Raw genomic sequence first — 12353 nt, forward strand, 5'->3', positions numbered from 1 at the left:
AAAAAGGGGCGGGATTTCTCTTTCAAGAAAGACCCTTGAAACGCAAAGGGGCGTCGGTGCGATCGGCATCGACGCCCCCGGTTACGCAGTGGTCTTTGGGTATCGCATTCTCTGTCGCTTAAATCCCCACGAGCGGGCCGGCGTTGCGCACCTCGTCGTCGACGACATCGGCGAAGCGGGCGAAATTGTCATGGAACATGGAAGCCAGGCGCCTGGCCTGTTCATCATAGCGGGCCGGATCGCTCCAGGTGCTGCGCGGATCAAGCACGTTCTCCTCAAGGCCGGGCACCGTTTCCGGAACCTCAAAGCCAAAGACGGGATCCTTGCGGAAAGAGACGCGCTTGAGCTGCCCTTCCAAGGCGGCGTGCAGCAGCGTGCGCGTGACATTGATGGGCATGCGATGGCCCTCGCCGTAGGGGCCGCCGGTCCAGCCGGTGTTGACCAGCCAGCAGGTGGCGCCCGTCTTGTGCAGGCGGTCGCGGAGCATGTTGCCATAGACAGAAGGATGCCGCGGCATGAAGGGCGCACCGAAGCATGTGGAGAAGGTGGCCTCCGGCTCGGTAATGCCCTTTTCGGTGCCGGCCACCTTGGCCGTATAGCCGGAGAGGAAATGATACATGGCCTGAGCGGGGCTCAAGCGGGCAATGGGCGGCAGAACGCCGAAGGCATCGGCGGTGAGGAAGATGACGTTATCGGGCTGGCCGGCCATGCCCAGTTCCGAAGCATGCGGGATGTAGTTCAGGGGATAGGCGGCGCGCCCGTTTTCGGTATAGCGGGCATCATCAAAGTCGGGCCGGCGCATGTCGTCCATGACCACGTTTTCGAGAATGGTGCCCCAGGTATGGCAGGCCTGCCAGATTTCCGGCTCCGCCGCGGCGGAAAGCCTGATGGTCTTGGCATAGCAGCCGCCCTCGAAATTGAAGATGCCATTGTCCGACCAGCCATGTTCGTCATCGCCGATGAGCATGCGCTCAGGGTCAGAGGAGAGGGTGGTCTTGCCGGTGCCGGAGAGGCCGAAGAAAAGGGCGACATCGCCCTTGCCGCCCACATTGGCGGAACAGTGCATGGGCAGCACCCCCTGTTCGGGCAAAAGGAAATTGAGCGTGGTGAACACGCTCTTTTTCATCTCACCGGCATAGGACGTATCCCCGATGAGCACGAGGCGCTGGCTGAGATTGAGGGCGATGACGGTGCTGCTGCGCGTGCCGTGGCGGGCGGGATCGGCCTTGAAGGATGGCAGGTCAATGACGGTGAGCTCATGGGTGAAGCGGGCGACCTCCTCCATGGAGGGGCGCCTGAGCAGATAACGAATGAAAAGGGCGTGCCAGGCATTTTCCGTCACCACGCGCACGTGAATGCGATAATCGGGATCGGCCCCGCCGTAGAGATCCTGCACGAAGAGGGTCTTGCCCTTCATGTGGGCGGCGAAATCCGCCTTCAGGCGCGCGAAATGCTCCTCCGACATGGCGGCGTTGTTGTCCCACCACACGGTATTCTCGGTGGTGGCGTCGCGCACGGTGAACTTGTCATTGGCCGACCGCCCGGTGTGCTGACCGGTGAGCACGCGCAGGGCGCCGTCAAAGGTGATCTCGCCTTCGCCACGACGGATGGCCTGTTCATAAAGCTCGGCCTGATTGAGATTACAAAAGGCCACCTCGGCTGCGCCGAAAAGGTCCGGATCCAGCCGGTTTTGCGGATTGATGCGTCCTTCCTCTCTCACGTTCCCCTCTCCCCTTGCCTGCAATTGCGCACAATGCTCTCCCGGGCTCATGGGCAGAGTGTTTCCCATCTGCACCTGTCCCGGGGCGGACACATTTCATGTCCGGATGAAAAGCCTCATGTCCCCCCTTGTGCCCGCTTCATCTCGGGCCGGGCCAGCATAAGACTTTCGGTCAAGGCAGGCAAACCCGAAGCGGGCAAGCGTGGTGTCTGTAAGTACCACATTGCGCAAAGGCTGACCGGTGAAATCGCCCCGCGCCACCGCCCAGGCCCTTGTTTTTATAATTAGGGGGTTGGACGGGGGCGCGGGGCGGTGGGCGGTTCATTATGCAGGTTTAATTTAGAGCCGCACTTGGGACTGGGGCGGTCATGCATGAACATGCCCGATTGCCAGCACGTACATCATGCCTATACTGACGGCTCACGACATACGGGTGGGAGGGGAGATCAGGCATGAGCACACCGCAAGAGGCCCGTTTCGACGTTCTCGGCATCGGCAATGCCATTGTGGACGTGCTGGCCAACGTGACCGAGGAATTTCTGATCAAGCATGATCTCGTGAAGGGCTCCATGCGCCTGATCGATGAGGTGGAGGCCCATGAGCTCTATGAGGCCTTAGGACCCAGCGTGGAGATGTCGGGCGGCTCGGCGGCCAACACCATCGCCGGGCTTGCCTCCTTCGGGCGCAGGGCCGCCTTCATCGGCAAGGTGCGCAATGATCAGCTCGGCGAGGTCTTTGCGCATGACATCCGCTCGCTGGGGGTGCATTTCAACACGCCGCCGGCCACGGAGGGGCCGAGCACGGCGCGCTGTCTGGTGATGATCACGCCGGATGGCGAGCGCACCATGAACACCTGGCTGGGCGCGGCACAGAACCTGAACCCCGATGACGTGGACGAGGCGCTGGTGGCCGATTCGGCCATCATCTATCTGGAAGGATATCTGTGGGATCCGCCCCATGCCAAGGATGCCTTCCGCAAGGCGGCGCGGATTGCGCGCGAGGCCGGGCGCAAGGTGGCGCTGACGCTTTCCGATTCCTTCTGCGTGGACCGGCACCGCGAAAGCTTTCTGGAGCTGATTGAAAATCAGGTGGACATCCTTTTCGCCAACGAGGCGGAGATCAAGGCGCTCTATCAGGTGCCCACCTTCGATGAGGCTATGCATGCGATCAAGGCGCATTGCCCGCTGGCGGTGCTGACGCGATCAGCCGCCGGTTCGGTGGTGGTGGAAGGTGATGATGTGCACGTGATCGAGGCCTATCCGGTGCGCAAGGTCGTGGATGCCACCGGTGCCGGTGATCTGTTTGCGGCCGGCTTCCTGGCCGGATACAGCGAGGGACGGCCGGTTGCGGAATGCGCGCGGCTGGGGGCGCTTGCGGCCGCCGAGATCATCCAGCAGGTGGGCGCGCGCAGCATCCGCCCCTTCCATGAAATCGCCCGGGAAAACGGCTTTTGATGCTTCAGTGTGGGATATGAGCCCACACTTGCGCCATTCCGATCGATGTTGTGCTTGGTCTCCCGGGCAAATGTCGTGTAGTGTGCATAAGTTGAGGGTAAATTGTTTAACTCATTGATAAACCACAAGAAAACGTCATTGCCGGACTTGTTGTTCCGGCAATCCAGGGCCACAAGCGAGGCGGTTTTGGCGGGCGATGTCGTTTGCCAGCAGGCTTGATCTGAGCCGTATGGAAGTAAAATGCCGGAACGGGATTTTATCCCGTTCCGGAACGTCTTGGCGGGGTATGTTACCCCGCCATCTATGCTATAGGCGGGGTAATATACCCCGCCGAAACGTTCCGGAAGGATATACAATATCCTTCCGGCGGTAAGCCCTGAGCCTGGAAGAACCGTTCCTGACTGCTATTCCTACATGTGTAAACCGCCCCTGGATGCCCGGGACACGCCCAGGCATGACAAAAGAGTGTGCGAATTCAATACCTTAAGAATGATCTCCCTCCATTAAGGTGGAGTTTGTTGTGTCTGTCCTTACTCCCACACTGCATCACAGCCTTATCCTATATTGGTTGTTTAAGGAGGGCTAGCCTAAAGGATGCAGCGTCTCAATCCTCCCCCTGATAGGGGGAGGTCGGCGCGAAGCGCCGGGAGGGGCCACAAACGCAGAGTTAAATTGCCCGACCCCCTCCCCGCCCCTCCCCCTGCCAGGGGGAGGGAGAAAAGTGGTGCTTCATGTATAGAAAGAATATCAAGGGCAACTGAGTTAATGACTTAACTTGTTGATATTCCAGATAGAAATAACCCACTCCGAGTTTGGGCAATGGTGGGAAAATGCCTTGGTAAAAACATCTGTGTAGAATGTTAGTAATCGCTCTTTAGCGGTAAAAACATTCACAACACACAAAGCAATTTAATGGGGCACTCCTGGGTTGGCACTCGAGCATCAGGGGGAGGCCGGGCTTATGCTTCCTGCATCTGGCGGGCCTTCTTGATGACCTTTTTCAGATAGCGCTCGCGCTTGAGACGGCCAAGGTGATCGATGAAGAGAATGCCCTTGGTGTGATCGATCTCATGCTGCACGCAGGTGGCGTCCAAGCCGGTGAAATGCTTCTCCTGCTCCTTGCCGTCAAGATCGAGATAGCGCACGCGCACCTCCGCCGGGCGCTCCACCTCGTCATAGATGTCCGGCACCGACAGGCAGCCCTCCTCCTGCGCGCGGGTTTCCTCCGAGGCCCAGACGATCTGCGGATTGATGAGCGCAAGCGGGCGCGGTTCCTCTTCCTCGCGCGCGGTATCCATTACGATCACCGACAGGGGCACGCCGATCTGCACCGCGGCAAGCCCAATGCCCGGCGCGGCATACATGGTGTCGAACATGTCGCGGACGAGTTCGCGAATGGAATCGTCCACTTCCTTCACCAGCAGCGACGGTTTTTTCAGCAGCGGATCCGGCGGGGTGATGATCTTGCGAACGGCCATGGCGCCCTGTTCATTCCAAACGGCTGACGAGATCTTTTCTAAAGTGAGAGATAGGCCAGCGGGAGTGAGCGGTCAATGCGGTTCATCCTGCACTTCCGGCCCGCGGCAACAGGGCGCGCGGGCCGGATATGAGCCTGTCGATTGCGGCGATTGTGAATGCGTGAGCACGAAATAATCGTGCGTTTTCAGCTCTTCTTGGCGAGCAGGTCGCGGATCTCTTCCAGAAGCTGTTCCTCGCGCGGCGGCGCCGGTGGCTCGGCCGGCTTCTCCTCTTCCTTGCGGCGCAGGCTGTTGAGCCCTTTCACCAGCAGGAAAATGACGAAGGCGATGATGATGAAGTTGACCGTCACCGTGATGAAATTGCCGTAAGCGAGAACGGCGCCCTGCTTCTTGGCCTCGGCAAGCGTGGTGGCTGTCACCTTGTCGGACAGTGGCAGGAAGTAATTGGAAAAATCCATGCCGCCGAAAATGTAGCCGACGATGGGCATGATGATGTCATCAACCAGCGACTTGACGATGAGGGAAAAGGCGCCGCCGATGATCACCGCCACGGCGAGATCAACGACGTTGCCCTTCATGGCGAATTCCTTGAATTCCTTGAGCATGGTTCTGCCCCCTTGCTGCTTCTTGCAGGATTTCGCCGCCCTGGCAGGCAGCGGCGACAGCCTATGACCTCACACAGCGGAATGCAACCATTCTGCGCGTTCTGATCGCGGATGTGCGCGCAAGGATCGATACATATGCATTTGCAAATCATTTGCAAATTTTTCCTGTCCCGTTATGATGATCTCAGACAGGGAAGCACCGGCATGTGTCCGGCAATCGCGGACGAACTTCGGTTCATTCCCTTGCCCCGGCGCTTCCCCAATGATGCGGCCCTGAACACTCCCGCACCAAGACTTGGGGCGAGAAAGAGGGCCGAAACAATCACAGCGGAGAAAAAGGAGGAGACGCCCATGCCGAGAACCATGCAGGCTTTCACCCATCCGGGGATGGTTCATGAAACACCGGATTTTCCTGATGCGCCCGAGGACTGGTCGCCGCAGCTCGCCGAGGACCGGGCGCGGGAGATGGGCATTACGCTTCAAGACGATCACTGGGAGGCCATTCGCGTGGTGCAGGGCGCCTATCGTGACGAGGAGGCCCCGCCCCTGCGGCGCATTCACGATGCGCTGGATGGCCGCTTTGCCGAAAAGGGCGGCATCCGCCATCTCTATGCCATTTTTGGCGGCGGGCCCGTCTATCGTGTCTGCATTCTCGCCGGCTTGCGTCCGCCGGCGGGCACGGTGGATGAAGGCTTCGGCTCCGTGGCCTGATCCGCCTCAGGCGAGAGCGCAGAAAACGGCTTTGATCCGTTTGACGACGGCGGGACGAGCCTTTTGGCTTTCCGTCCCGCCTTCTTGTGATGCTTGGCGTATCCGGTCAGGAAACGCGATTGTTGGCCAGCGTGATATTGCCGGGCACGCGGGCGCCGGACCGGGAAAGATCGCCGGTGATGGGCTTGTCGTGATCATAGCCAATGATGGCGCCGGCACGGGCGCCGGCGATCACATTGCTCGTGATAACCGCATTGCCGGCATCCCTGACAGCGGAAACGCCAATGCCCACACCACAGCGGCGAATCACATTGGCCGAGGCCACCACGTTGCGCATGTAAGGGCCCCAGCCCAGGGCAATGCCAATGCCGGAGACGACCTCAATGGCGTTGCCGGTCACGGAAGTATCGGCCTCAACCGCGATGCCATAACCCAAACCGTCCCGGGAGGAGATACGCGGACGCATATTGCGCACCACATTGCCCTTGACCACGGCAAAATGCCCGCCTTCGTCCAGATTGGTCACGGAGATGCCGGCGGAGGCATTCTCGATGATGTTGTCGCTGACCACGGCACCGCGGAAGGCGAATTCCACGAAAATGGCCACTTCCTTCATGTCACTGATGACATTGCGGGCGATCACGCAATCATCACTGGAATTGTTGCGCACGGCGGAAAAAGCGCAGCGGCGGATGCGATTGTCCACCACGCGCACACCGGCAGCACGGAAGACATTGATGCCGTTGCCATAAGGGCCATCGCCGCCGGAATCGGCGCGGATGTTCTCAATCACGTTGCCGGAGATGAGGCTGCCGTCCTCGCGCTTCTTGGACTGCCAGACAAGAATGCCATTGTCGCCGCAGTTGCGCACGTTATTGCCCATGATGCGCAAATCCCGGCCATCGATGCTGAACAGGCCCGCCTTGCCGGCGGCCTCAATGCGACACTCGCGGATCGTTCCGGAGCAGGAGTCGAGCTTGATGCCATCGGCACCCGCCCGGCGGATGCGACAATGCTCGATGCGTAGATCAGGGACACGCTCCAGCCACAAGAGCGGATCCTTGCCGGCATGCTGCCCGTCCAGCTCGATATCCTGCAAAAGAACCGGCCCCTTGCGCACATGCATGAGAAAATCGGCGGATTTGGTTGCCAGCAGGCGCGCGCCCGGCCGCCCGGCCATGCGCACCGGTGCGGAAAGTTCCAGATTGCCAATGCGTATGGTCCCAGAAGGGAGCAGGAGGACGGCCTTTCGATACGCCGCAGCCTTCAGCGCGCGCAGCAGCACTGCCGTCTGATCCCGGCGGCCGCCATCCGCCCGCACGCCGAACGATTCCGCCTCGATGAATAACGGGCCCGTGCCGGCATCATCACGACGCCTGCCGCGCGCCAACACCGGTTCAGGGCTTCCGGAAAGCACACCAACGCCAAGGCCGGCCAGCCCGGCCAGACCGTGCAGAAAACGCCGCCGCTGCCTGGCAAACGCCGATTTGTCCTCATCCGATGTGTGTCTGCTGATGCCCTTCATGTCCTTCCTTCCCCTCCAGAGGCCCTTCGCACAAGATGCCGGACGGAGTTCCGCAGTGTGCCTGCGATGTGTCTGCTTCGGTGCCAATATCCGTTTCATGCCGGCACACTTTGCGCCTGATCAGGAATTATCGCCTTATGGTTGCATGATTCGTACCAAGAGGTGAAGAAATGAGTTCATATGGCGCATCCCGGATTGACCCAGATCAATGAGCGTGCCCTATAATTGTCTCACGCTGACAAAAACATACGAAGACGGCACAAGCGAGGAGGGACGATCCATGCTCAAGATGTTTCTCATCATCTATGTTCTGGCCGGTCCCACGCTGGCAGGCATCCTGATGACCGTTGCGCTTGCGGCCCGCTGGTCCAATTCCGTGATGATGTGGCTGATCGCCGCCGGATTCATCATCGCCATTCCGGTCTCCTGGTATGTGGGCAAGATCATTTACGAGCGCACGTCCGGAAAACACGCTTAAAGGGGCGCAATCGTTCCGTTAATCCCCTGCGCTTGGGATGCCCATGAAATGAGGCAAACGGAATTTTCCGGGAGAGTGTATCAGGCCCGGAAAAAGATGGGTTTTGTTTCCCAAAGCGCGCGGGGATGAGAGGTTGGCGGAAGACGTTCTGAAAACGGCATGGATCGAAAGCCCGTTCGGCCGCCTGTTCATGGGTGAGCTGAACGGGCGGTTGTGTCTGCTCTCTCTTGGCGAGGCGGATGAGCGCCCTCTTCTTGCCCGCCTTCTGCGACGGCTCAAGGGCGTTCATGAAAACGGAAGGGCTGAAGACCTCTCCTTATATCGAGAGGTTTCAGCCGCTCTTGACGCCATGGCCGAAGGAAGGGCCCCCGATCACGTCCCGCCGCTTGCCCTCATCGGCAGTGCCTTTCAATGCCAGGTCTGGCAGGCCTTGCGCGCCATTCCCCGGGGGGAAACGGTAAGCTATCGCGCCCTTGCCGAACGGCTCGGCAGGCCTTCGGCCGTGCGTGCCGTGGCGCAGGCGGTGGCCGCCAATCCCATCGGCTTTTTCGTGCCCTGTCATCGCGTGATCGGCAGCGACGGCAGCCTCACCGGCTTTGCCGGCGGCCTTTCCCTGAAGCGCCGTCTTCTCATCCTGGAAGGCGCTCTTGCCGGTGAAGCCCCGTCATGAAACAAATCCGGCGCCTGAAGCGGCGGCGCCCCTGAACCGCCCTGCCTTCTCAGCGTTCTTCGCCGATTTCCCAGATGCGTTCGCCGTCGCTGGCCTTGACCACCCAGCCTTTGTCCTTTTTGCGTTCGATGGCGGTGACACGGCCCAGGCCGGGAAGCACATCACCCGGGGAGACGTCCCACAGACGCCCCTCGCCTTCCACCAGGGCCATTTCGCGGGTGGCGAAACGCAACACGTACCGCGGCGGGCGTTCGCGCTCGGGCCGGCGCTCGGCCTTGCTGACGCCGCCGCTGCGGGCGCTTTGGCTTTTTGCCGCGCCTTCGGGTTCGTGTGGCTTGTCCACCGATCCGGTGATGATGGGATCGACAAAGACCGGGCCGGCATCAGGCAACAGGCGGTGCGTGGGTACGATGCGATGATCCGGCGCTTCCGACAATGGGCTTTTCACCGGTGCATGACGGACGAAGGCGATGATGTCCGGCATGCCGCCGTTGCCACCGGTGATGATGGCATAACCGGCAAAGGCCACGGAAAAGGTGGCGGCGAGAAGGGGCGTGGAATAGGTGGAGAGAAACTCCCGAAAAGGTGTGCGGCTCATTGCTTAAGCCCCCGATAGCGGATCTCGCTCTTGGAGACATAGTTGATGGAATCGACGAGAACCTCGCGGACGAGATCCATGCCCAGGCGCTTGTTCACGCTCTCCTTCAGGCGTTTGGTCAGCGCGGCGAGATCATATTTCTCGATGCGCTGAAAATCCCGCACGGGCGTGGCGTAAATGATGCGGAAGGCCTCATCCACGAGCAGGGGATCGGGCTGAATGCTCAGTTTCTTCAGCTTGTCGGATTCCACGACATAGACGAAACGGGCCAGCACATAGCCCTTCACTTCGCCATCGGCGATCATGGGCACGCTGATGATATCGGTCTTGAGCTGTTCGAGCGCCACGAAGACCTTCTTGGGCTCCACCTTCGCCTCACCGCTGGTGGCGAAAAAGAGCACGCCATAGAAAGAGCCAAGCGCGGCGATGGTGGCAACGATGCCGGTGATGATGGTCTTCACCATTGTCCATAGGCCCTCGCTGCCCGCCTGGCGGCGCCATCATTTCCCGCGGCGCTGCGTGTGCGCATGGCCTTTCGGGAATAGGTGCCGTCGGTGGTGTGGCGGCGAATGGTGTCCTCGACGAAGCCGGTGAATTCCCGCGCCGCCTCAAGCTGGCGGGCGATCATCGCGGCATTCTCATCGAGCAGCGCCTTCAATTCGGCAAGTTCCGCCTGCAGGTGCCGCGCCAGGGCCGCCTCATCGGGCGCTGTGGCGGCCAGCCGCGACAGATCGAGCAGGAGCAGATCCTTCTGGCGGGCATAGTCCTCGAGATTGTCGAGACGATTGGCGGCCAGGTCCTTCATCTCCTCGGAGAGAACCTGATGCAGGCGGCGCACGAGGCTGCGCATGCCTTCTGCCAGACCGGCAACGAACGATGTCTCATGCGCATTCATCAACTCAGATGCCCTTGACATTTTTTCAACACATAGCACTGCTTTGCTTCCCTCCCCCTGGTAGGGGGAGGGGCAGGGAGGGGGTCGGGCAACTTAACGCATGCGCTTGCGGCCCGACCCCCTCCCGGCCCCTTACGGGGCCGACCTCCCCCTATCAGGGGGAGGATGAGGGCATGTGTCCTTTTTTACCTGCTGCTCATGCGTCATTCATGCCCTGTCGTCTTCATGCCCTGGCTCCTCCAGCTTGGCCGGGCAGAGCGTGCGAGGCGGCCAGGGTTGCAGCGAGGCCAAGCCCGCCGGCCTCGGCAATGCGATCGGCGATGGACTGCGCCATTAACGCCTTCCAGGCATTGCCGGCGAAACCACCGCCGAAAAGGGCATCGCCGCCTTTGGAAAAGGCGTTTTCCAGCATCTGACGCACAAGCAGCGCTTCAAGCCCGGCATAGGCCCGGCGCAAGGACTCCGTCCTTGCCTCATCCCCTTTTTCCGCATTTCCCGAAGAGAGGCGGGAAAGCCCCTCCCTTTCCGGGATGCCTGCGGAAGCGGCCCCATTGCGCTGTGAAACGGCGGAGGCGCAGCCGCAGGCTTTTGAGGGAGAAGCGGCGTTTGGGATAGTGGGCGCAGAAGGGGAAGGACGGATGCCGGCGGGGACGCTGCCGGCCTGCGGCCGTGCGGGGGCTTTTCCGGCCGCGGCCAGGGCCTGCGACCACGCACCGGCATCCGCCTGTCTCATGGTCAGGGCTTCAGAAGCGCCCAGGCGCGCCGCGGCCCGGGCCGCCCGTGCCGGATCGGCGGCGCGGATGACGTCCATGACGATGTCCGAGGGCGGAGAGATGGCCATGGTGCGCGCCTTTTTTCCTTCGTGCCGATCACGGAAGCGAAATGCTTCCTCCGGCCTGTTTCATCCAAACCCGGCCCCGACCCTAATGGCGCGACCTTGCCGCAGGCTTGCGGGCGGTGCTGGCGCTTGTCGGCCCGTTGCAAAACACGGGAGCAGCCCGGGGCGAATGCGCCTCAGCGCCGTTTGGAATCGGCACGGCGCTGCATGTGCATGTCGATGACATCGGCAAGATCGCGCCGTTCCTGCAGGCGGCGGACGATCTCGGCATGGCGTTCGCGGATGCGTTCGATCTGGCTCGTCTGGCGATGGCGTTCGCTCAAAATTTCCCGCACCTTCTGCTCGCGTGCCTGTGCCTCCTGCACGGCTTCGGCCGCATGACGCAGATGCCGGCTCAAGACCTCGCTGAGGGCAATGGAGCGGAACACGTCCGACTCAAGCGCCTGCAGAAGCCGCCGCTGCCGGTCTTTTCGGCTTTCGGTTTCCAGCCGTGCCTGCATGGCGCGCCATTCCTCCAGGCGCTTCATTTGTTCAGTCACGGCCAAAAGACGGGCAAGACGGCGGCTGCGTTCATCCATGGTTGCGTTCTTCCCTTTTCTCTTGCGCTCATCCCCCCAGCAGCCATTCGGCAAAACCGGAAAGAAACACCTCCAGCATGCCGCCGATCACGAAGAGCAATAACAGTAGCCCGCCGAGCAGCACCATGGGCAGGGAGATGAAATAGGCCGGGATCTGCGGCGTGAGCCGGTTGATGAGGCCAATGGCGAGATTGACGATCACGGCGTAGAGCAAAAAGGGCGCCGTGGCCTGAAAGGTCACCCATGTGGCGCGCGAAAGCTGTCCAACGAATTCCGAAAGCTGCATGTCCAGGGCCGGCAAGCGGCCGACAGGCGAAACCCCGTAGGATTCGATAATGGCGACGAGAACCTGCACATGCAGGCCGGTGATGAAGATGAGCGCGGTGGCGGCAAGGGCGACGAAGGTGACAAGCGCCGGCACCGGTTCGGTGCCTTCCGCCGGCGCGCCGGGAAAGTTGCCCATGCCGATATACATGGCCACGGCCGAAAGCATGAACTCGAACATCAGAAGATAGATGCGCGCCATCAGACCAATGGCGAGCCCCTTCAGCACTTCCGCAAGCGCGAAATGCAACAGCTGCGCCGGTGCCATCTCGCCCAGGTTCGCAGGCGGCGCCGCCCCGGGCACGTTCAGCAGCAAGGGCATGAGGGCGAAGGTGACGGCCACGGCCAGAAACAGCCGCACCTGCACGGGGATGCGCGCGGAGCCAAAGCCGGGAAAGGTCATCAGCATGGCACCAATGCGGCAGAAGTAGAGGAAAATCCAAAGCAGAAGCTCCGGTGCGAAAGCCTGCAGGAGCATG

The 12353-nt window shown here is 61.0% G+C and carries 14 protein-coding genes; 4 read left to right on the forward strand and 10 right to left on the reverse strand.

The genetic code is table 11. The features are described from left to right. Window positions 1–118 precede the first annotated feature (118 nt). Window positions 119–1720: a phosphoenolpyruvate carboxykinase gene (locus EK16_RS04420; protein ID WP_038034963.1), complete on the reverse strand. Its 1602-nt coding sequence runs from the start codon at window positions 1718–1720 to the stop codon at window positions 119–121. A 452-nt stretch (window positions 1721–2172) separates the two neighbouring features. Between EK16_RS04420 and EK16_RS04425 the strand changes: the two genes are divergently transcribed. After that, entirely contained in the window at window positions 2173–3174 is a 1002-nt protein-coding gene (locus EK16_RS04425) for an adenosine kinase (RefSeq protein WP_038034964.1), read from the forward strand. Between the two features lie 959 nt (window positions 3175–4133). Here the strand turns inward: EK16_RS04425 and def are convergent. Together def and mscL are read right to left on the reverse strand one after the other, a co-directional pair. Next, the gene (def, locus tag EK16_RS04430) at window positions 4134–4652 is read right to left on the reverse strand and encodes a peptide deformylase (RefSeq protein ID WP_038034965.1); all 519 of its coding nucleotides are present in this window, start codon (window positions 4650–4652) and stop codon (window positions 4134–4136) included. Between the two features lie 185 nt (window positions 4653–4837). Further along, window positions 4838–5257 (reverse strand): large conductance mechanosensitive channel protein MscL, encoded by a 420-nt coding sequence (gene mscL, locus EK16_RS04435; RefSeq protein ID WP_038034966.1) that lies wholly within the window; start codon window positions 5255–5257, stop codon window positions 4838–4840. A gap of 351 nt (window positions 5258–5608) precedes the next feature. Between mscL and EK16_RS04440 the strand changes: the two genes are divergently transcribed. Further along, window positions 5609–5968, forward strand: a complete 360-nt coding sequence (locus tag EK16_RS04440) for a TusE/DsrC/DsvC family sulfur relay protein (RefSeq protein WP_038035879.1) — start codon at window positions 5609–5611, stop codon at window positions 5966–5968. Window positions 5969–6074: 106 nt separating this feature from the next. On the opposite strand, the gene EK16_RS04445 is transcribed toward EK16_RS04440, so the two are convergent. Next, a complete protein-coding gene (locus EK16_RS04445) occupies window positions 6075–7493 on the reverse strand; it encodes a TIGR03808 family TAT-translocated repetitive protein (protein ID WP_051928934.1) in 1419 nt (472 codons plus the stop codon). A 280-nt stretch (window positions 7494–7773) separates the two neighbouring features. Between EK16_RS04445 and EK16_RS04450 the strand changes: the two genes are divergently transcribed. Together EK16_RS04450 and EK16_RS04455 are read left to right on the forward strand one after the other, a co-directional pair. After that, on the forward strand, window positions 7774–7971 hold the full coding sequence (locus tag EK16_RS04450; RefSeq protein WP_156098481.1) for a hypothetical protein: 198 nt from the start codon (window positions 7774–7776) through the stop codon (window positions 7969–7971). A gap of 133 nt (window positions 7972–8104) precedes the next feature. Further along, a complete protein-coding gene (locus EK16_RS04455; protein ID WP_156098482.1) occupies window positions 8105–8641 on the forward strand; it encodes a methylated-DNA--[protein]-cysteine S-methyltransferase in 537 nt (178 codons plus the stop codon). Window positions 8642–8690: 49 nt separating this feature from the next. Here the strand turns inward: EK16_RS04455 and EK16_RS04460 are convergent, their stop codons facing one another. From EK16_RS04460 to EK16_RS04485, 6 genes are all read right to left on the reverse strand, one after another. Beyond that, entirely contained in the window at window positions 8691–9239 is a 549-nt protein-coding gene (locus EK16_RS04460; RefSeq protein WP_038034968.1) for a hypothetical protein, read from the reverse strand. Beyond that, window positions 9236–9703 carry a hypothetical protein gene (locus EK16_RS04465; protein WP_038034970.1) on the reverse strand — a complete coding sequence of 156 codons (468 nt, stop codon included), beginning with the start codon at window positions 9701–9703 and terminating at the stop codon, window positions 9236–9238. Before EK16_RS04465 ends, EK16_RS04460 begins: the two co-directional genes overlap by 4 nt. Beyond that, window positions 9697–10134: a hypothetical protein gene (locus EK16_RS04470; protein ID WP_038034972.1), complete on the reverse strand. Its 438-nt coding sequence runs from the start codon at window positions 10132–10134 to the stop codon at window positions 9697–9699. The genes EK16_RS04465 and EK16_RS04470 overlap by 7 nt, the downstream gene beginning before the upstream one ends. A 223-nt stretch (window positions 10135–10357) precedes the next feature. Further along, the gene (locus tag EK16_RS12500; protein WP_038034973.1) at window positions 10358–10975 is read right to left on the reverse strand and encodes a rod-binding protein; all 618 of its coding nucleotides are present in this window, start codon (window positions 10973–10975) and stop codon (window positions 10358–10360) included. A 173-nt stretch (window positions 10976–11148) separates the two neighbouring features. Further along, on the reverse strand, window positions 11149–11550 hold the full coding sequence (locus tag EK16_RS04480; protein ID WP_038034975.1) for a hypothetical protein: 402 nt from the start codon (window positions 11548–11550) through the stop codon (window positions 11149–11151). A 28-nt stretch (window positions 11551–11578) separates the two neighbouring features. After that, the gene (locus tag EK16_RS04485; RefSeq protein WP_038034976.1) at window positions 11579–12352 is read right to left on the reverse strand and encodes a flagellar biosynthetic protein FliR; all 774 of its coding nucleotides are present in this window, start codon (window positions 12350–12352) and stop codon (window positions 11579–11581) included. Window position 12353 lies beyond the last annotated feature (1 nt).

Origin of the sequence: Thermopetrobacter sp. TC1 (assembly GCF_000746275.1) — a bacterium.
Classification (GTDB): Bacteria; Pseudomonadota; Alphaproteobacteria; order Rhizobiales; family Aestuariivirgaceae; genus Thermopetrobacter.